Below are 20,802 nucleotides of genomic sequence, written 5' to 3'. Positions count from 1 at the left end.
GGGCCAGAATGAACTTCAAACTGGATTAACCGGAAGGGGCAAGGTCAGCAGTTATCAAAGGGCGCGAATGATAGTATCGCCAACAAAACCCGCTGGTGTGTCGTTGAGTTCATAACGAAGCTGACCTGCGCGCATCCACGCACCTGATCCAGATGCCCAACGTTTACGTATTTCGTCAGTGGCGGCGCCTTTGGGCTTTTCCATTAGAGCCGCGTACAATTTCGGAATTCGACTTACCGCTTTGGTAATGTTTTCCCCCGCCGCGCCGCGTCCCTTTGGTTGTGGTGGAGCCAGCTGTCCCAATATCTGAACCGCCTTTTGATACTCTACCAGGTAGCCCGCGAGCAGAGCGTCTCGGTCGCGAGCGATCAAATCTGGCGAACCGTAGATGACGCGCTGCAGTCGTTTGAACGCATCGTGGGCAGCGTCCGTCGATCCCTCGAAAGCTTCGACAACTCGGGTCCAAAGCGTTCCAAAAAGATCAGGAGCGTTGCTGCTGATATCGATTACTGTTTCCCGCCGCTGGACAGCTATTAGACAGTAATCAAATCCGGTGACCACGGGCGATTCCGGTGCCTCACCTTGTCGCAGCCGACCGCCAGATACAAACATCTTTCCTTTCAACGGCGAGTCGTCGGGTGCGTTTGAAACCAGCAGGTAGCCGCTCTTAGTCAGTAAATTTCCGTGAAGAGCCTCTACTTCGGGCGTGACCCCTTTTACCCCGAGTAGCGCAGTAAATCCGTCATATACTTTTTCCGCTATTCCAAACGCAGGCGAGAGCCCTCCAGCGAAGGCTTGGCTGATTGATCCCATGACGTTAAGAAGCGTGCGCGCGATATCGTCACCCGGTACGGCATACAACCCGATGAATGCCTCCAGATTCGCCAAAGACATGGGAGTCGGGTGCACAATTTCGATGTCGCGCAACTCGACCCAGCCGGGATGCGGCTCGGTATCTCCGCCTACGCCGGAAAATGCGGGTTGCAGCCGTTGTCTAATCGTATCCGGACCGAGAGAAAAAGGCACGGCCTGGCGCTTGCCTGATTGCTGAAACTCCGCCAGACAAATGCACAGTGGCAGGACTTGTTGGGCAAAACGTCGCGCATCCTTCAAGTGAAGCCCCGCCAACCGTAATCCGAAATAGCACTCCCCGGGCACGAAAGGTTTTCCATCGACCAGATCAGGCTGGGGATCGTGCCTGATCTGAGCCGCGTCGATCCGCTCGACCAGGCGAGGAAGCGTCGGTGCCGTGCGGATTTTGTCGATCGCTTTCTTGAAACCGAGCATCGTGAGTATCTGCACGACGACCTCCGTCGTCACATTAGACGGTCCATTCTTCGTTCTGTACAACCAGCATCGGCGATGCAAAGGTCGGGGATCCCGGGTATGCTCTCCTCACCTCGCACAGAGCCCCATGGAAAGCGCGGGCCAACGGGATTGCATCTGCCAACGACCTGTGGAGATGACCGGTAAAGCAGGGAGCCTCGCTGTCGTCGACTTCCCACCGAAAGCCAATCACCGCCGGGATACCCGCCTGCGCGAGCCGGAAGACAGCGTCGGGCGTACTGCTCTGGCACGACGACAGCACAACCAGATGCACGCCGGCATCCCGCGCCAAACTTGCGAATTCGCTTATGGCGATCGGAAGTAACTGCCCGGGTTTACGGCCCGGCAAAATCAGATAAACATTTCCATCGTCGGCCTGGACGCTGTGTCCCGTGAAATGGACGATCTCAAGGCTCTGCCCTGCGGGCTGGAGTGCTTTTTCCAATGCTGAGAGAGAATCGGAACCCGCCTCGAGTTCCAGTAGTAACGGCGGTGAGCGCGCCGTTTTAGCCTGGGCGCGTGCTGCCGTTACCTCCTCGAATTCCGTATCCAGCGACTCTAGGGGTGAAAGAACGAGTTCTGGATCGCCCTTAAAACGAGTTCCAGGAATCTCATACGAGCCATGAGCATTCGACTTGATGAAGAGAAGCGGACCTGTGAACGTCTGCGCGCTCGCGAGAGGAGCAGCAATCATGCTTGCAGCGTTCAGGCACATTCTCCGCGCGACCGGGGCCAACGATCGTATGAAGTCACTCTTATCTGTGTCGTAGAGTAACTCGAAAGGAACATGGACGTAAGGATGTGGCGCGTCGAACTTGTCGGCCACCAGGCTGAAGCGGAAGTGCACTCTTTTGAGATCGTCGACCTGCTGAACGCACTGAGCAATCCAACTGCGTAGTTTGTCCTTGTCTAGCTGCTCGGCCAGTTGCTTGCCAACTCGCTCGAACGTCCTATCCCAGTAGTCAGTATAGCGAAATCGTTTGCTGCCATCTCGTTGCAAAAGCGCCCATTTCCTGAACTCATCCTCTAGTTCTTGGAGCCTTTCCTTCCAGGTCGGGGTTCGGTACAGCTCCGTACTAGTGCCCCTGCCATCGACCGTGATGAGAACACGAAGGCTTGCACGGCCGATTTCAATTTCAATTCTTGCGAAGCTAGGCTTTTTACCCGTCCCACCTGAGGCAGCCAGAAGCGCCGCCTTGATCGTATCGAGCGTATCCGTGGTGAGCAGCGATGTATGCTCAAAACGTCGGGCGATATTCGAAAGGTGCTCAGGCGGATTCTCAGCCCACAGCACAATCGGTGTACCAAGTTTTCTGTCCAGACGCAGAGCGGTCAGCAGATCAGTGGCTTCCAACACAGCTTGCTCCTGCGACCGTCCTGAAGTTGGGCCGCTGTGAACGAGGATGCCACCGTAGTGCCCGTCAGATTTACCGACTAACTCAGAGAGAGCATCCTCCTCTGTACGCATGGAAGTTATCTCCATACCCTCAGCCTCAAATTCATGCTGCAGAGAGTCGCTCCACTTGTTGTCAGGCGATACCACGAGAAGGCGTGTCATGAGGTCCTCCGGTCGGAGCGAACACTGGTTGCGAACCGTTTTCTCGACCTTCCTAGGCTGGCTCCGGTAAGTCGCAGGCCGCTGATCTTGAAGTAAACTGTCCCGTTATCACCGAAATACTGATCCAGTTGACCGCCATGTGCAGTTACGACGGCCCGGACGGCCTCGAGCCCGTGTGCAGCGACCGCAACAGCACAGCTTTCCGCGTATGCAATTTTGTCGGTTGTCAGATCCTTTTCTCCCACCGAGAGCCGATCAAGTCTGGCAATCAGATTACTTGGCACGCCTGTAAGTTCTATGGCGACTAGCGCCTTGTGCTGCGATGCAGATACTGAAGCCCGTAGCTGCATCCCAGGGTGGCTCAACGCCAAGAGGTAACCGAGCAGCGAGCGCATGGCGAAAGAGAGCCGTTCCGGATCGGCGTCGACGACAATTGGCGCTTCTGGAATGTCGAGCTTCAGACCTTGTGCATCATCAGCAGGCAGGGAGCTCTGGTACTGCAAAAGCATGGCTCCGACGTTAAGAACGCCTTCGCGTCGCCAAGGCGTTCTTATAGCGTCGTAAACGCAAGCGATCCGCTCGTAAGTTAGATCTGCCATCGTGATGCTGCGCATCGCCCGATCGACGAGCGCGTATACCGGCATACCCGGGTCGAGTGTGGACCGGGCGCTGCGGAGCAGCGCTCCGGCTAGGCGAAGGCCGCCATGAGCTTGCGCGGCTACCGTCCGCACGGCAGCCTCCATGTAATGCAGTGCTCCCACCCATTCTGGTTGTTCGACATCGCGCAAGAGCCAGATGCGACGATTGAATGCTTCGTCCCGATACGAGCTTCCAGCAAGTACGCGATGTGCGGTACCGTCCGGGCCTTTCAGCCGAAGAAGAGCACCGGCACTGGAGGGGGAACCCTCCCGGATCAGTTCGCGGGTAGCTTCGTCGGCCGCAAAAGCTTCCAGGTCCGCAAACTCATCATTTAATGGAAGTTTAGAGCCCTCAGGCAAACCCAACAATCGGCGGGCTTCGGCGTTCGCCCGTTCAATCCGGGTTTGCTCGCCCAGCACAACTACTCCTTGTTCGACCAGATTGAGCAGCGCCTTGCACAGCCGCGCCTCGAACCACAACTGAAGGGACCGTTCTACCTCTGCTACGATCTTCTTCAGGGACTCTTGTTCTGGGCGCGGAAAAGCGTCGAATTGAGATGATTCTAGATCCAGAATCCATTCAATCTCGGAATTTCGATCTCGGCCCCGGTGTATGGGCAGACACAATGCGCTAGCTTGCGCCGTCCGGGTCGTTATGTAGTCGTAGGGAGCCGGCTTTTGGCGCACATTACGAGCATAAAGCTCATGCCCTTCCCGCAGCACGTGGCCCAGCATGCCTTTCTGCAGGTCCTGGGTGTACTCCAGTGAAACCTGGAGTTCGCCGTGACGGTCGTGCTCGGCGACCAATTCAAAACGGCCGCGAGCGCGGTTCACCCTGAAAAGCCCGACATATTCGAGACCGTACCCCTCTCCGAGCTTTCGCACGGCTGTCTGCGCGAGTTCTGCGGGGTCGGCCGCAGGAGTAAAGAGGCCGATGATTTCTTGCACCAAATTGCTGGATCGGCGCTCATACGCTTTGCCGATCTCGCGCAAAGCCAATTCCACCCGAAGATTGTCCAACTGGTCCTGATCATAACGATCAAACGGGCGATGCTGACCGGCACGACGACCAAGCGTCAGCACGGCGGTGACACGGCCACCATCCAAGCGAGGCGCAACCAGAAAACTAGTAATTCCTCGCCTCGCGTACTCTTGAGCCACGAGGTTTGATTTCACACGATCGGCTTCGGGCCGCTCTGCGTAAAAGTTCTCTACGTCGGAGATGAAGCGGTCGCCAGATTTATTTTTACCATCAGTGCCTTCTACCCAGGCGACGATTGTAGGAGGCACTTCTATCCAGCGCGCCGGCCACCGAAACTCTTCGCTCCCGTCAAGCGCAAAGCGCGACTGCACAAATATCGGATCGCTGGGCGCCCCATAAGAATACTCGCTGTAGCTAAAAGTATCGAAAGGAATGTGATTCGGAAGGACAGCCAGCATTCTGCGGAGCATTTGCTCCGGCTCGCTCTCCGAAACACATGCGGCGAGTATTTCAGCCGCGCCTTGTGCGGCATCGCCTCTTAACCGCATTGCTAGAATTGCTGCGCGATCAAGTGCGGAACGTCCCGGATCCGTTGAAGGCTCGCGGCCACGAACCTCCTCCACCGCACGCGCCAGGGCATCCCAATCGAAATCTGGGTTGCTAAGTATCCCAGCGACCGAGCGAGCGAGGCTATGTTCGCCTGCGAGGGCCTGCGGCAGTGTCGCAACACGTTGGTCGCTTCCCGAGCCGGGCCTGTCCGTCTTCGAAGCCGCCATGCGCAATACTCCTAGGTGGGCAGCGGAAGCAGCGCGAGTCCACCGAGTAAGGGCAGAACGGAGCCTCTCAAGAAGGGCGAGAAGTTCCTAGGCAGTTTGTAGGTATTCGAGCCGAATCATTCCTTGGCGGCGCACGGCTCCGCTTGACGATCACGGTGGAAGATCAGTACTCGACGGCCGAAATTTTTCCAGATTACGGTAGCATTGCCAGGGGCGAATAATTGTGATCTAGCTTACACAGCAGGGCCATTTTTGGGCTGCTGTACTGATCCAACTGGATCGCGCTCGCGGCGCGGATAGGCTGCAAGCGAGCGCGTGGCACTCCGGCCGGCGCTAAACTGCGTGCAAGACGGCTTGGGGTCGGTGTCTTTCCGAAATCGCAATTCTTAGCGGCTTGCCTTACTGGACTCGCGCGGCCATTCTCCGCGTGTGGGCACCAAATCCCGCAACGGACTGTATGGCACCTCAGTCCGAATAGCGGGTGAGGCGCGCAATGAAGCCGACAAGCTCGCCTGCGATGATTGGAGGAAGCGCATGCTCGCCTTCAAGGGGCCGGCGCAGCCGTCGCCGACGCTCTCAATGCGGGCTACACTTATCTAGAGGTCCGGTGCTTTAGGCGAACGCGATGAATGTCGCGATCTGCTCAATCACTCAGAATCCAACAAGATTCGATCACCATAGTGTCTGGCTCCGGGGGGAAGTGATAGCCGTAAAACGACGCGGTAATGACTATAGTCCACCTATAAGTTACAGAGCCGAGACGGATGACTATGCTCGGCGAGAAGGATGGCTGACCGTTTGGTCCTAGTCCATATCGGATGATCGCTAAAGGCACAAACGAGTACTTCTGTGGGAGTCGTGGACAGGTTGGGGTAGGCAACGCCTCGAGCGCGTTCGGTGAGCTTGCGCTCGTACATTTTTTGGGTTTCAGCCGCGCTGTAGGTGGGATGCCCCTTCGAAATCTCGTGTGCGATGGCGTTTCCATTCTCCAAGAATGAGGCGCAGAGTACGGAGTACATCCAGAGAGCATTGTGGTAATCAGCTCCGCCCGTGTTCCTGGCTGTCGCATGAAACCGCATTTCTGGAAGACGGGCGCCGGGTCGAGCGGAACGCTTCTGCGCGTGATGATGCCTTTGGCGAGATCATCGGCGCCGTATAGCGCTGTGAAGGCGGGATCTGGACCGCCAGCGAAATCGCCTTCGTGCCCCGGCTCAATCACCGGGACGGCGGGCGCCGACGCCCGAGCAGTCACCGAGTTGGAGGGGGCGACGCCACGCAGTACGGCGAGTGCCGCGGGGAAGTCGTACAGGTGACCAAAATGCAAAAGCTCCGCCGGTCTCGGTGGGTCATACTTATGGTTCAACGTCCCCGGTACGCGAAGGATGCGAGCGATGTCCGTCGTGAGCCCCGTGTCGCACTTGATGCCCTCGCGCAAGAGAAGCGCCTTGAGGCCGTCTGGGTAGGGTCGCCAATCGTCCGGCGACATGGGCGTGTGCGATATCCAATATCGGTCGTCTTCAACCATGTTGAGTATACTGGATCTCTTGGCGATGACGACGATTGCGAAAGCGTCGTGAAGGGAGCGTTGGCGCTCTTCGCGGTCGATAAGTTAGATGACGGCAAGCGGCTGTCGAAACTGGTCGCGGGCAGCACGCAGGCTGTTGACACTCTCGCCAGGCTGATACGCAGTCACTTTGGCGTACCCACCTGGGACTTCGGTCTCTGATCCGACGCATGCCATGGCAGAAAAGGCGGTCGTTCACGTGGGTTGAAAGCCCTGATCCTCTTGCGGTGTCCATTTCCGGAGCCGATCCGCGAACTTCGTAAGTCTGCAGCGCTCGGCGATCGATCCGAGATATTCCTCCCAAGTCGGCGGCGGCCTCGCGCGTCGCGGCCTCCACCACGTCCGGTTTGGCGTCGAACAGGTCGCAGAGGAAATCGTCCGGTGATCGTACCGTCACCCCAGGCTTTCGAGTGCCTTGGCATCGAAGTGTCTTAGGTTTTCCGTGACCAGTACACACGGGGCGATTGCCGCTGCGGCCGATGTGACGTGACGATCTTTCGCGTCTGTTGCACCGACTTCGCGGGCGGGATCGAACCCGCCGACAAGCGCATCGGAGAACCAGGTGCGGATGAGCGGGAGCGTGCGAGATTCGATACGCTCCCGCGTCCTGGGCTCCATGTTGCGCAGCCACTCGTCTTCGATCATCGCGCTCCATTTGGCATCGAAAAGATCGTTCTGTGCCAACTGCAGGAACAGGTTGCGCAGGTGGTTCGAATAGAAAACGTTGGCGTCAAGAAGCGCTCTTGGCGGACTCGGCATAATTCTCTTCGAGATCTTCCGTATCGGCGGACAGTGCTGACGCGAAGGAACGTCGTTGATCCTCGAACAGCTTAAGCGCAGCGACGTCGGCTGCCCGAATGCGTCGGTGCGTGCTGACCTGACGGAAGGGCAGCCTGCCTGAATCCATCCGTTGGTAGACTAGAGGGCGGGATATTCCCAAGATTTCCGCCGCCTTTTCAGGCGAGATTTCGGCATCCGACTTAAGAACCAGAGCTTCGCCGCTTTCCGCCAACGCCGCCAAAAAACTCTTCATGGCGGTCAGAAGCGATACCGGCATTTCCACCAGTACGTTCTCTCCGTCTGCCTTGGTCAGAAACAGCCCGCCATGCGACAGAATAGAAGCTCGTTCCAGAAAAGAGACCCCCTTTCTTGCTTCCTCTCGTTCGGTGTCATGGACCTTCAATCGCGTCAGAGCCTCAACCATAGGCGATCTCCATCTGAAATGATTGTAATATCTGTAATATGTGTAAGGGCGGATTTCAAGCCCCAAACAGAATCTCTTTTGTCGCCCCACATTGGACGCAGGTGGCGGAAAGATCCGGCCGACGAGACGGAGCCAGTATGGACGGTACTCCCGGTTCCAGATGCTTAAAAATTGAGTGAATCCGGCCTAGTTCGGCCTGAATGATCGCAGCGGCTATTCTCAGTCTGCCGAGATCGGACTCTTCATGTTGGACGCGGCCCCGCCACCGTCCGGCGTTCTAGCCCTTCTGGAAGGTTTTCACGCCGGCGCGATCGTATTGCGGCCGCCGCGGGCCGCACAATAAGTAAATAAGTAAAAAAGGCGCGCTGACGCGCCCGACTGAAAGCGACGAAGAAGCCTGCCGTCTTTTCGTCGGTCTGGCTTTGAAAATTGAACAGAGCCGTATCCTCGAACCAACGAAAATGATGGTGTGGTATTCAAGACCCTTGCTCTTGTGCACGGTCATAAGCGGCACAGAATCGAGACCTTCATAGCGGTTCAACGCCTCAGTCCAGTATTTCGCCCCGGAGCAAGACGCCTGCAAGTGTCGCGTCGCCGCATCGATCACCTGATCCAGCCAATCGCCATTATGGTAAGCCGGCGAGGCGGAAACGATGTTCTGGCGACCGACAAAATCAATCACGAACTTCACCATCGCATCGGCTTTGTCGGCCGCGGGCATTGGATATGCCGCGCGAAATTGCACCGTGAACAGGTCCAGCTCCCGCGCAGCCCTGGCCTGCTCGGCGGTATTCTCCTCGGTCAAGCCCCACAGGAAACAAAGCTCGTCGATACATGCAGTCCAGCGCGGACCTGCTTGCTCCATTGTCGCCAGGCGCAGGAACACCGTCAGCAACTGCGAAAAATCCTCGGCAAGCAGCACCTGCAGCTCGACCTCACCGACCATTGCGGCCTCGTTTCGTAGCGAAAGTCCCTTTGCCGCGAACGCAGGCTCAAGCACCTTCACGAAATCCGCGGCCCTCATCCGCACAAGCAGGGCGAAATCGCGCGGCTTGAGCTTGTACGCGGCCATCTCGCTTGCCACGAACCACGCGAGCGCTTTGGCTTCCGCGGCCGGGGTCGTGAAATCCCAAATTGCACAACTATCGCCGCTAATGGAACCGGTGGATTTTGACTTCGGCGGGACGGCTTTATCATCAAGCGCCCTGGCGAGGACGCCCTGAATTTTTACGAGCGCCGGCGAAGATCGGTAGTTGTTGACCAAGGGCGTGCGTACGGCGCCAAAATCGGCCTCGTAAGCGCCGAACGGATCCTCCATCCCCATCGCCCCATCGCATGATCTGCTGCTTCTTGTCGCCGACGGCTGTCACGACGGTCTGCGAACCACGAAAGATCGTCTTGAGCAGATCATATTGAACCCGGGTCGTGTCCTGGAATTCATCCATGAACAAAAAAGGGTAGGTGAGCCGCAAGGACTCACGTACGACCGGGGTCGTGCGAACAAGCAGTTCGGTCAGCCTCCTGATCATTGCAAATGTAAGGCTGCTGCGCGCCCGTCCGTGCAGCCAGGACTGCCAGAATTGTTCAACCGCCCATTCCGCGGGGGTCTTGGAGTCGAACCCTTGCTCGGGCAAAGCGCCACGCGCCAGCCGCTTTTCAAACGTCTTGACGGCGATGGCAATGATGTCGGCCCTCTTTCCGATAGCTGCGGGTGGCGCAAGACCCTGCAGAAAATCTCGGATAATCGGATCACGCGCCTGCGCGATCCGGTAATAGGGTGTCGGCCGCCATCGGGCCGGAAGCGCCTGACCGAACCGGTCGACCAGGCTTTTCGCGAAAGCGTCGAATGTCTGCGAGTCAAACCGGTAAGCTTGACTCGGATGGCAGCGTTGTCGAACGCGTGCCGCGATGTTCCGCGCGGCATCGCGCTTGTAGCTGATGGCGAGAATACGCCGCGGAGGTTCGGCAATCCCGCATTGCAGAACGTAAGCGGCGCGCTGGGCCAGGAGCTCTGTTTTGCCGGAGCCCGGGCCGGCGATGACCGAGCGATTATTTGTCGAGCGAACGACATCAAGGGCATTCGCCTCAAGCTCCTCGACGTCGACGGGTTTCCAATCGGCGGGCTGTATCCTTCGGGCGGTTAGCAGCATCGCAATCAGTCCCTGGATGCCTTGTCGCGAATGTGCTTCAGCAGCTTTCCAAGGCTCTGGCAGGTTTTCTGCGATTTGCTCCGGGATCGAGATGGGCGAACGCCTGCAGGTGCGTCGCAGGCTTGCTATACGTCATGAAATGGTAGCGATAGGCGGGCATCAGCGTCTTGAACGCCTCCGCCGGGCCGACATAATCCGGTAGCGCCTTGCCGTCATTTCCGAGAACCGCTTTTGCGGCGGTTTCAACGTCGAGTTTTGGTCCACCGCCTTCGGGGATGATCCTTTTCGTATGCGTGCGGATAGGCGGCGTAGAGCCATATCGAAATCAAGCGGTTGCGAGAAGAAGACGCCGTAATTTTGCAGGTCGTTAATCCAAGCTTCAGGTTCTCGTGGGCTGTTGCCTCCCATGTATGCATCTCGGCTAGATTTTCGTCGGACAAGACTCCGTTCTCGACGGCCAGAACCTTATCCTTGGGCGCGCCGTTAGCGAGGAGCTGCTCGACCGTCGTCTTGACCCGGCCCCATGCGCCGCCCGTCCGGCCGAGATCGAGTAGGGTAGCGTAGGGAATCCCGAGATGTCCAAGCAGGGCCAGAAATCCTAAACATGCCGCCCGCCGAGCGGCGCGATGGCCACGAAGGACTGATCGATCAGCATGTCCTTGCCGGCGGCCAATTTCGGCATGACGACCTGTTCGGAATCGCCCTCGACCAGCAATACGAAGCGCGCAAAGTACAATTCCGGGAATGCCAAGACGGCCTCGCGCACGAACCCGCTGGCTTCCTCGTCATCCTCCGGCAGCTTCACGGACCGCACAGTCGTTTCGCGCGTCTTCGGATCGCAGCGGCAATAACGGACTTCTTGAGGTTCGACACGGCTCAGCACGGCGGGAGAATGGCTGGTGACCAACGCCTGCGCCGAATTCGTGTCGATCAGCGACTCACCTGGCTGATGATCCGCGGCAAATAGTAAGGGTATAAATGGTTCTCAGGTTCTTCGATGGCAAAAATGCTGAGTGCCGGCACACGAAGCGCGTCCGCGTGGAATCCCTTGATCGATTTTGTCACCGCCTTCCGTTCGAGATCAAAGGCCGCGGCGGCTAGTGAGAAATAAAAAAGCGACTGCTGGCCATCGCTGAGTACATCGATCCCGCGCTCGATGTTGCCTGAACCAAATTGAAATAGAACCTGAATCTTGGCGACGACCTGATCGAATCGTTGCGCGATCAGCGCCAGCCGCGGATCAGCGTCGCTGCCATCGTCCAGTTCGTCCCAGCGCTCGGATAGCGCGCCGCTGATGGCCACAATCGCAGCCTCGCCTCCGAATGCGCCAGAAAGTTCCTTTGTGGCTGTGTCGACGGCCTCGCGCGTTTTCTTTGACCACTCGATGGCGCCCAGGAGCCTCGCCGCCAGTGCGCCAGTCGTGGCGCGGATCTGTGCTGCCGCGTCCCTCGCGGCTGGAGTGTAATAGACCTGAATCAAGCCTCGGTCGGTCGCCGCAACCTTGTGCTTATCCTTATCTTCGATGTCGTCATTGAGCGTGTGAACCCAATAAAGCTCCTGGGTCACTTCGCCATCGGCAGTGCCGTCGTCCTCCCATTTGGCCTCAAGCCGCAGGCGGCATCGCGGCACGGACTTTGACCCCTTGATCTGCATGTGTTTGAACACGGGCGCCACGGTATCGGCGGTCGCCTTGCTCAACTCGGGCAGGGAAATGACCACATCGATGAACAACTCACGCGTCGAGCGGTCGTCAGGCGGTGTGTCTGCAGGGAGATGGAAGTCCGCGCGGTAGATGGTCCGCTGTGCCCGGCTGATGCCGAACAGCTTTGTGAGTGCCTGAAGCAGCGCGGTCTTGCCTGAAGCATTTGGGCCAACAATGCCGGTCAGGCCAGCCGCCAAACCAATCTTGTGGACCTCTGGTCCGAAGGACCGGAAGCCCGAAATTGCGATCAGATCGGATATGCACCAATTTCCCTTATAAAGCAGTTGTAGCCGATGCGCTCGAACGCCCTAGTTCGTTGCCCAAGGCAGCTTCACATCCGCTAGCGCCAGAGAAACTCGATAGCTGGCATAGCAGACAGACATAGCGGACAGGAAACCGCCGCATCGCAACGGGTACCCGGGCGCCTCCGTAAGCTCTTTCATGAAATTGCCCCAGGCCTTGCTGCTATCGCCCAATGACTGACACTTGGCGATCGCAGCCATGTATTCCGCGATTGGATCGAGCTGGAACTGGAGCAGCGTGACACCCGCCATATCCTGGCTTGAGAAAATCCCGTTCAAAAGAAGTCGATCGATAATCGCGGAGGGCGCCGCGAGACCTTGACGGTCAAGTACTTTCACCGCGTCAACGCGACGGAAGCTCTTCGGAACGAAATCCAACTGAAGGCTTAGTTCGGCTAACGCGAAAGCCGCCGTTCTTAGGACGTCATGATCAATTCGGTTTGGTGCTTTCGGATCCACCGGGTTCAAGCGGCGCAGGTATTCGAGGTAGACCTCCGGGACGTTGCGCGGCAAATCCAGAGCAGGACCGACTTCCCTCGGGCCCTCCAAGGAGTCGATAAAGAGCGTAACGAGCAGCGGGGTGATCGCCAAACCGCCACCGAGCTTCACAATTCGTACAATATGCTGGGCAAATTCGAACTGTGCCTCGGGTTCAAAATTGCGCGTTAACCCGCGCCTCTTCAGATACTCGAAAATGAAGGCGGTGAGGTCCTTCAAGTCGATTGGCTGCGGTCTAATCGCGACATGATCCACAGGCCCCACTTCAAAATCTAAGCGCGATGTCACAACGAGAGCATTTATCGGGGTATCGCCTCCGTAAAGCGTGGCCAGATGCTGTTGCATTTCAGGACTGCGCTCCGAAAGGCCATCGACGATCACAACGACCCGTCTCTTTGAAAGCAGTGCCGCGACCACGTCCGGCTCCAATTCCTGCTCGGTCCCGAGCATCATCTTTAACGCGGCTGAAGTTGCAGCGAGCAGGTCTGTCGTGTCTGAGGATATCACAACGGGTATCGCTGGAAACGGCAGCAGGCATTCCTCCGGGGCCTGGGCAAGGCACCAACGGGCCAAGGCACAGGCCAACGTCGTTTTGCCACACCCGCCGAGACCGAGAATCTTCACGACCGCTCGATCGCGCAGAAATACAAATCGAAGATCCTCCGGTCCTGGGTCCGTGATAGTGCGACCGTCGGTTTGGTCCCCAATGTGTAAGGACAAGGCGACGAAAATCTTCCGCTTCGCGAAGATGTCCGTTTTTTCCAGCGCTTCCGCAGCTCGTGACCGGCGTCGTTCGACCCACGCGTCCAGAACGTCATCCCTCTTCAGGAAATCCTCGCGAACATCCTTTGCAAGCTTCGCAAGCTCCGTCTCACGCCTACGGTATGTCTCAAGCCACGCGCGGCGTACCCGTGGATGGCGTTTTAGCCATGGAATCGTCAGTTGGCGTATCAACGTCGCCGGAATCTTTGTCCAGGCCAGTCCACCGTCCGCAAGAGATCCCATATCCAGGTCTCCAATTCCAGCGAGCGCAAGACGGGCTGGAGCAATCGAGAAAAATGCAGCGATCGGCAGAAGATAGATGGCAAGAAGCGATAGTCCACCAAGGACAGATAGAGCTATGGTTTTGTGATCAGCCCAAATGCGATCCCAAAGTGTTCTATAGGTGATGTCTTTCAACATGAGTGCCCCCAAGACAGGGCCACCATCGTTGATTGAGATTCGATGGCGTATGACCACGCCATCCGCAATTCCCTCGCCCTGGGGAGACCAGCTCGCTCGCCAGAACCCATCGTGCTGGGACCTTTCCAAGGTCTTTGGAAGTTTCTTCCACGTAAGGGGTCCCTGCTCACCAACAACGGCGTATTCGGCAACGACGTTCTTGATGGGATCACCCTCGTCATCGGTCAATTCAACCTCGACCGCAATTTCATTGCCGATCGTCTGATGGACGGCGCTTTCCCAATTCTTCAAATAGGGGGCATAATTGGTGCTTACAGCGGCTAGTCGTACACCGCGCTGCCCAATGATAACAGCGCCTCTCTCGTCCTGCGCTAGTACGATCTTGCTTAAGGCGACTCTCTCGATATCGCGTGCATCGGATTCGGCGTCCCTCGACCAGGTCTTGCCGTTGTCCCGCGTGCTAAGCACGGTTCCGGATTCGCCGACAGCGAGGCCCGTCGTCGCGTTTGCGAAAGCGACGTCGACGATTGACGCCTCCATATGGTTTGGCACAGTCGCCTTTGTCCAGTTGTCCCCACCATCGTCTGACTGCAGGATGGTTCCGTTACTTCCGACGACGACCACGTCGTTGGGGCTGGCAAAAGCGACGGCATGCAACCGAGTATCCATCTCTGGCGGCAGTACAGGCTGGCGCCAATTTTCCCCGCCGTCCTTTGTCTGCAGGACGATCCCGTCTTCGCCTATGATGACGCCCGTCGCGCCGTTGGCGAAAGCAACGGCGCGCAACGAGGAGGCCACGGGCGATGCTAGCTTTACACGCTCCCAGTTTTGTCCAGCATCGCGGGTCCTGAGTACTGTTCCGGAGTCCCCAACGACAATCCACTTTGCCTTATCGACGATGGCAATCGCCGACAGCGGTCCTACGTTTATGGGAAGCGTCGCTTGGGTCCAGCTCTCACCGCCGTCCAGCGTTCGCAGTATTGCGCCTCCGGTCGAAATAGGCTCAGTTGCTCCGACAGCTACGCCGGTCTTCCCGTCGACGAAAGTCACCGCCTCGAGCTTCGAGATTCCGGGTGGAACGGTCTTGCTGCGCTCCCAATGAACGCCAGCATCGTGCGTCCGCAGAATGGGTCCTTCACCCACCGCAACGCCCGTTGTGGGATCGGCGAACGAAATGGCTTGAAGCCTTGAATCGACCCCCGGAGGCGTCGTGGAAGCTGCCCACGTCTGACCACCATCTTGCGTCCGCAATATGGTGCCGGCATCGCCAATCGCCACGGCGACGTTCGGGCCGACATTTGATAAAGCGTGAAGATCGGCTTCAAATCCAGAAGGCGTCGACACTGCGTTCCAGACGCTGCCCCCATCTTCTGTTCGCAGTAATCCACCGCCTTCGCCGACCGCTAATCCCACGGTTTCATTATAGAAGGATACGGCTAAGAGGTCGTGCTCGAAATAAGAGGGCCGGCTCGCCGCTGCCCAGTCCTTGCCGTCGTTGGTCTTATAGATATACCCACCGCCGCCCACGGCCACTCCAGCAGTTTGCCCGACGGAAGAAACGGCATATAACTGCGCGAAGCTGAACGTCGAACCGATTTGCCAGGTCTCGCCGTCCTTCGAAAATAATATTCCTCCTCCCGCCACCGAAGAGCCTCGCACGCTGCCGTCTTCGGATAACCAGACAATCAAGCGATCACCCACGGCCAGCTGGATCTTTCCCGGGCGCGCCGTCACCGCACGTAAGTCAAAACCCATTCGCGGCGGAGGCGTCACGGCAATCCACTTGTCGCCGCCATCTTCGGTCTTCAAAAAAGTGGGTGTGGCGCCCCTCCATGGACCCGCCATTTCGCTAAGGACCTGGTCCCGATACCGTACGCCGACCACGATCGCGCTGTTGCCGTCCACGTACGCCAAGGCTCGAAAGTCGGTCGCGATGTTCGGGGGCGCAACGCTTTTCCAACTTCGGCCTTCGTCCGTGGACCGAAGAATTGTGCCGTCGTTGCCGACCGCCAGGCCAGTTGTCGAACTGCCGAACGCAACATCCGTGAGGGTCGCCTCTAAATTCGGCGGTGTGGCTGCCCTAGACCAGCTTTTTCCGCCGTCTTCTGTTCGCAAGATCGTTCCTTTGTCCCCCACGGCAACGCCGGAAGTCGCGCTATTGAATGCCAGCGCAGTAAGGACTGCATCTAAACCAGCCGGGGAGGTCGCAGCCTCCCAGCTTTTCCCGCTGTCCTCCGAATAAATGATCTTTGCAAGATCCCCGACAGCCACGACCCTTGCTTGGCTGACGTACCTCACGGCGGTGAGAGCTGCATCCGACGGATGAACGATCGTTGGCTTGCGCCAACTCTTCCCTGCGTCCTCTGTACGAAGAATAGCGCCGCGATCACCGACAATCACCCCACCCAAGCCGTCCGTCGCTAGCGCAAGAGCGCGTAACGTCGGGGCTGGAGGAACAGCGGTCTTCAACTCGAACGTGAAAGGTCTGTCGGGCCCGCTGCGCGGCGTCGCACTCAACGCCGTCACCATGCAAATAAGCGACAGGGTCACCGCCACCGCTTGACGAAGGGACATGACGTTACGTCCTAAACCGAGACTCGGATCAAATGGTTACGTGAAGCTAACGCGCTGATCGGGGAAGCTATTTGTAGCTTCAGCAATTCGCAATCGAAAATTGCGCCGATCCGAACTCAAGTGCCGTAATTGTGGTGGCTATCGCACTGGATCGTAGGAGGGCATAGCGTTGCCCGGTCCGAAGAGACGGATTGAGGAGATAGCCCAGCAGATCAAGTTCGGAGAATAATATATTTCCCTTCGTCGTAGAGTGCTTCCTTCTTCCGTAGGTAATCGAGAAAGTCGGCGACGGTCGAAAGCTCGGCCAGGATGAGGGGAAGGGTAGTGTCATCGAAGACATGAACCCAGCCATGCGTATTGCTGAGGCGTCCGACAGCGAAATGGCCTCTCATCGTCCAGCGTTGGCGACGAGAGCTCTAGCGTGGCGTATCCCATCCCGGTCTTGCAACGTTCGGCGGCGCCGAGCGCGATGCAGACGCGGGTGACACGCATCTGATCGGCGGGCGGCAGCGGGATGGGCCAGGGCTGCTCCGCGAGGATTTTCTCCGAAGCCGCCAAACCACGTGCCTTCACAAATCGCATGATCACCTATGACCAAACACTGCGCTGGCAAGGTCATGGGTAGCGAGCTTTTTGGAAACGGCCGCCAACCTATTGATATCATTAGAAGCCATTTTCGGCGTTTTTTCCAAATGCACCTTGAAATCGTTGAATAATCAGACGGATTTTGCATCAGTGGTCCTTGCAGCGGAAAAATCCTTGAGCCGCTCGCGGTCGCCGTAATCGGCGGTGATATCTGCGTATGCGGCGTGAAGCTCGTCGAAGACGACCAGCTTCCCGATGCGTTCGATGCCGCCGACGAAACCATGGACATCATGATTCACCCAGACTGAACGATTTTATGGCTTGGGCCCTGCAACAGCTGCAGATGTAACGGAAGGCCACGTTCGCATGATCCTGGTGTAAGGACTTTCGCGCGCTATGGCCAGATAGTTGGAATCCAGAGATTGAGCCCGCCCCAGCTCTCGACGCACATTTGGGCTATTTCCTTAGGCTGGCCTTAGTCGCTGAGAACGCCTGGTGTGGCCTCTGACACACTAGCTGATCCCGACGGCTTCGCCGACCCTTAGGTCTAGCGAGGCCGTTCAGCCGTAGATGGGTTTGCGCGATGCGCCACTGTATTGATCCATGACATGGATGCTACTCCGACCTGATACCAGCACGAAGCCGCCGTTAGCAAAGCGGCAACTCCAAAAGGGACGAGATCTTGCGTATACGGGAACGCGAAGCACATTAACTGGCGCTGTCGATAGCAATCGTAGTCGCAATACTCACGCCAGGTTGCCACATCTCGCAGGTATCCCGTACCAAGCGGGCGAGAACATCCGGTGCAGGCTCTGTCGCCACGCGGGGTTCTATGATTCACGAGGACAAATTTCATACCGTAAGTCCGCTGGTGTGCTCCATTTCGGTCCGAGATCTTGTCAGTGATCCGAGCTTTGGAGGTCGCGCTGAATCCCAGATCTTCCCAGAGCGACGCTTATGGTGCGCCGATTTGTCTCTTACCAGCTGGTAGCAGCAGTAGAATCCTACCCTACATCGAGCTGGTCTCGAGTTCTTGGATTGAGCTCGTGGCGATCATGATCGCTGGAAGATAGCCTCCGGCCCCGATCTCGTGGATAATTGCAACTCCCCTCGCTAAGGTGAACCGATGTCTTCGGAGACTCGGCTTTCCGCATCAGAGATTTAGTGCATGGCATTCAATCCATTCCCCTTCAAAGTCTGTCTGGTGCGCGCGACCATGTATTCAACAAGTCGCGACCAGCGAACCATTTTTGGTCGGCCGCCCGGCGCGCCATGAAGCGGTCGACGCATGTCTTGGAGCAAAGGGGTGTTCGCCAGTAGTAGTGACGGATCAGCCCGAACTTTCCGCCGCACATTGCGCAGCGATTTACCGAACCGTGTCGGGAACTCTGGAAGCTGTTACGCATTGTCGCCTCCTGTCGGAGCTACGTCGGTAGCGACCTCGATTTTTTTTCACCGCAGAACCGCGCCCGCCCGTGACGCGCGGCGCCGGCCATTCCAAGTCTCACGGCATGCACAGACATGGGCACAAGAGTTTCGACTCATGCGCCTCACAGGCGTAGCCCAGTGCTCCACTGGAGGTGCTTCGCCAAGCGCTCTGACCATACTGAACTTTCGCTCGTGATTGATGCAATGAGCGTGGAATCTGTGCCAAAATTCTGCGCGACAGACGCGATCCTTGAGGGAATTCAGCTGATCAATCGGTTGGAGCGCGCGGAAACCGCCTTTACGGAAGGCAAGCTGACAGTATTCCCCATCCGATAACTCGATGTGAGCGGGCCTCCGGCTGGCGACCAAGCGCCTGACCCCTGAACTATAGATTGCATAGAGAAGTGATGCGGAGCCGCTAGTGGCGAGGGCGCCGAGGTCCACAGCCTGTAGACGATTGCCCGGTGATCAGCACCGGAATGTACGGATCGGGTTGTGTCAACTCCACCTGCATCAAAGCGCGCCGCTCTGCATACGGAAAACCGGCTATCTTTATCAATGACAGCGGGCTGCTCGCGTGGGAGCCAACGACCAAAAGCCATGCGCTGACCGACGCGCTTGGACGCATCTAAACTGCCGCCAGTGCTGGAAACGTTCATGAGCGCGAGGGAGCCCGCCGCTTCCTCATCATAGATGATCGACCGAAGAGGATCATCGACGAGGCACTGACGCCAGAGGCCCGCGGCAGGAAATCATGCACCAGCGGATCAATGCGGCATGCCCCCAAATCCGACCCGCAAGCATGCACATTGCTACAACAAAGCGCCTACAAGGACGGCAACGTCAGGGAAGGCATGTTTTGCCGTCTCAACCAATTCGGTCGTACCCCGCGCGACACGAGAGCGCCGCACACGCCCGTAGCGAGTGCAGCCCATGCTGCCGGAGGACCGGCGGCCGACCCGCAGTTGCCGCTCGGGCAGGCCTTCTCGCCGATTCTGCGCCATGTATCCGAGCTCAGTGACTTCTGAAGGTTCTCACGTCCCCGGGCATTGCGCCCCGGTTCCCTCGCGCGAACAGCCCTGCAGATCATTTCGGGTGCTCCCCGCAAGTAGCGATAATGCCGGCTCACGATCGCATCCCGCGCATCGTGCACCATCTGCGTCGATCAGCGGTCGCCGGATCAGAAGCGGATAGGCCAGCATCAGCGCGATCGCACTTGCCGCGTCGCATGTGTCCGGATTGATTTCGCCTGACTTGACGCGGCCCGCGGCGCGGTTGAACCAGGATGCGACCGGCGTATCGCCGAAGAAGGAGCGCAGCTCGTCCTCACACCACGGCTGCTGTGAGATATCCTTTGCAATCACGTTGTGGCCGGCCGCGTTCAGCGCCTGCATCTGGCGCGCATTGGTCGCGCATCCGGGCTTTTGGTAGAAAATAATGGTGGTCATCGCTAACTGGAAGCTGCACGATCGGCGCGGCGCGGTCGCGTCCGACAATGGTGATGAGTTTCCTGGTCGGCTTGCATCCTCAGCATTGGTGAGCTGCACTGTGCAGTCCGGCCCCGCTGCCTTCAAAAACGGTGGTCACGTCAGGCTTGTCGCAGACGATCAGGAGGCGGGTGCAAGAAAAATGCCTCCACACTTCGGTGATCGACGCACATGTGTTGCTGCGCGGCTTTCTGTCTGCATGAATGCTCTCGCGGCATGCCGAAGTACTCGCGAGCACTCACACATGCGACTTCCGGATAGCAGTTTCCATTCCGCACGTGAGCGTGCTGTCAGTCGAATTCTGCTGTTTGAGGCCAGCGATCGAGTGTCGGGTTTCTGACAGCGGCAGGGTTTCGGTCATCTTCAAAACACCGGGCGTAATCGGGCACCGCGCGAAGTGTTGTCCGTGCGAAATCAGTGGCTTAGAGATCCGCGGAGAGCACTGGCACGGCCATTGCTATTGTGCTGCAGCAACACTGAGTGAGGGCTGAGTGCACGCAGACGCGCAAGACGAGCGATGCTCTCCTTCCCTTGAACCCGTGTGCCGGTTTCTCGGAAAGAAACAAGCTCGCGCGCGAGGAGCGCGCAAACTTTGGCAAATCGGTTGATGGAGAGCAACATGGCTTCACTGCGGCAGATCGCATTCTACGGGAAGGGCGGTATCGGCAAGTCGACGACCTCGCAAAACACGCTGGCNGCGCTGGCCGAGATGGGACAAAANATCCTGATCGTNGGCTGCGATCCCAAGGCCGACTCGACCCGCCTGATCCTGCACGCGAAGGCGCAGGACACGATCTTGAGCCTCGCGGCGAATGCCGGCAGCGTCGAGGACCTCGAGCTCGAGGA

General features: G+C 57.9%; 12 protein-coding genes and 2 pseudogenes. 2 read left to right on the top strand and 12 right to left on the bottom strand.

The genetic code is table 11. The features are described 5' to 3' along the window. Window positions 1-54: 54 nt before the first annotated feature. From F758_RS0135130 to F758_RS0135120, 3 genes are read right to left on the bottom strand one after another with little or no spacing between them, the layout of a single operon-like run. Window positions 55-1,302 (bottom strand): hypothetical protein, encoded by a 1,248-nt coding sequence (locus F758_RS0135130; RefSeq protein WP_157450310.1) that lies wholly within the window; start codon window positions 1,300-1,302, stop codon window positions 55-57. 19 nt (window positions 1,303-1,321) lie between these two features. Continuing rightward, window positions 1,322-2,884 carry a CHAT domain-containing protein gene (locus tag F758_RS0135125; RefSeq protein ID WP_024512244.1) on the bottom strand — a complete coding sequence of 521 codons (1,563 nt, stop codon included), beginning with the start codon at window positions 2,882-2,884 and terminating at the stop codon, window positions 1,322-1,324. Continuing rightward, a complete protein-coding gene (locus tag F758_RS0135120; RefSeq protein ID WP_024512243.1) occupies window positions 2,881-5,280 on the bottom strand; it encodes a GAF domain-containing protein in 2,400 nt (799 codons plus the stop codon). The genes F758_RS0135125 and F758_RS0135120 overlap by 4 nt, the downstream gene beginning before the upstream one ends. Window positions 5,281-5,709: 429 nt before the next feature. On the opposite strand from F758_RS0135120, the pseudogene F758_RS52295 reads away from it, so the two are divergent. Next, window positions 5,710-5,891: pseudogene (locus F758_RS52295) on the top strand (hypothetical protein); the annotation flags it as partial. Between the two features lie 1,346 nt (window positions 5,892-7,237). Here F758_RS52295 and F758_RS0135105 read toward each other — a convergent pair. The 9 genes and pseudogenes from F758_RS0135105 to F758_RS0135055 form a co-directional block, all read right to left on the bottom strand. Further along, complete coding sequence (locus tag F758_RS0135105) at window positions 7,238-7,528, bottom strand: hypothetical protein (RefSeq protein ID WP_157450309.1); 291 nt, start codon at window positions 7,526-7,528, stop codon at window positions 7,238-7,240. 46 nt (window positions 7,529-7,574) lie between these two features. Continuing rightward, entirely contained in the window at window positions 7,575-8,048 is a 474-nt protein-coding gene (locus F758_RS0135100; RefSeq protein ID WP_024512240.1) for a helix-turn-helix domain-containing protein, read from the bottom strand. 277 nt (window positions 8,049-8,325) lie between these two features. Further along, entirely contained in the window at window positions 8,326-9,366 is a 1,041-nt protein-coding gene (locus F758_RS52290; protein ID WP_245286675.1) for a DEAD/DEAH box helicase, read from the bottom strand. A gap of 58 nt (window positions 9,367-9,424) precedes the next feature. Beyond that, window positions 9,425-10,198 (bottom strand): annotated as a pseudogene (locus tag F758_RS53525) (UvrD-helicase domain-containing protein); the annotation flags it as partial. 598 nt (window positions 10,199-10,796) lie between these two features. Continuing rightward, window positions 10,797-11,012, bottom strand: coding sequence for a TOPRIM nucleotidyl transferase/hydrolase domain-containing protein (locus F758_RS51135; protein WP_198026640.1), 216 nt, complete (start codon window positions 11,010-11,012; stop codon window positions 10,797-10,799). A gap of 116 nt (window positions 11,013-11,128) precedes the next feature. Continuing rightward, on the bottom strand, window positions 11,129-12,142 hold the full coding sequence (locus F758_RS51130) for an ATP-dependent nuclease (protein WP_283805895.1): 1,014 nt from the start codon (window positions 12,140-12,142) through the stop codon (window positions 11,129-11,131). A gap of 66 nt (window positions 12,143-12,208) precedes the next feature. Then, window positions 12,209-16,456: a YCF48-related protein gene (locus F758_RS0135085; protein ID WP_024512239.1), complete on the bottom strand. Its 4,248-nt coding sequence runs from the start codon at window positions 16,454-16,456 to the stop codon at window positions 12,209-12,211. A gap of 716 nt (window positions 16,457-17,172) precedes the next feature. Beyond that, on the bottom strand, window positions 17,173-17,340 hold the full coding sequence (locus F758_RS53520; protein WP_157450308.1) for a hypothetical protein: 168 nt from the start codon (window positions 17,338-17,340) through the stop codon (window positions 17,173-17,175). 2,163 nt (window positions 17,341-19,503) lie between these two features. Next, on the bottom strand, window positions 19,504-19,917 hold the full coding sequence (locus tag F758_RS0135055) for a thioredoxin domain-containing protein (RefSeq protein WP_024512237.1): 414 nt from the start codon (window positions 19,915-19,917) through the stop codon (window positions 19,504-19,506). Window positions 19,918-20,575: 658 nt separating this feature from the next. Here F758_RS0135055 and F758_RS45230 point away from each other — a divergent pair. Beyond that, window positions 20,576-20,802, top strand: a 227-nt coding sequence (locus tag F758_RS45230) for an AAA family ATPase (protein WP_157450114.1), incomplete at its 3' end; no start/stop codon positions are given.

The sequence above is a fragment of the Bradyrhizobium sp. ARR65 genome (genome assembly GCF_000472385.1).
Classification (GTDB): Bacteria; Pseudomonadota; Alphaproteobacteria; order Rhizobiales; family Xanthobacteraceae; genus Bradyrhizobium.
The sequence above is the reverse complement of the archived record's forward strand: the minus strand, read 5'-3'. Positions and strand labels throughout refer to the sequence as shown.

Bases quoted from the DNA above. Each gene is read 5' to 3' on its own strand.
- F758_RS52290 (WP_245286675.1), bottom strand. From the start codon at position 9,366: ATGGAGGATCCGTTCGGCGCTTACGAGGCCGATTTTGGCGCCGTACGC.
- F758_RS0135085 (WP_024512239.1), bottom strand. From the start codon at position 16,456: ATGTCCCTTCGTCAAGCGGTGGCGGTGACCCTGTCGCTTATTTGCATG.
- F758_RS0135120 (WP_024512243.1), bottom strand. From the start codon at position 5,280: ATGGCGGCTTCGAAGACGGACAGGCCCGGCTCGGGAAGCGACCAACGT.
- F758_RS0135055 (WP_024512237.1), bottom strand. From the start codon at position 19,917: ATGACCACCATTATTTTCTACCAAAAGCCCGGATGCGCGACCAATGCG.
- F758_RS0135125 (WP_024512244.1), bottom strand. From the start codon at position 2,884: ATGACACGCCTTCTCGTGGTATCGCCTGACAACAAGTGGAGCGACTCT.
- F758_RS0135100 (WP_024512240.1), bottom strand. From the start codon at position 8,048: ATGGTTGAGGCTCTGACGCGATTGAAGGTCCATGACACCGAACGAGAG.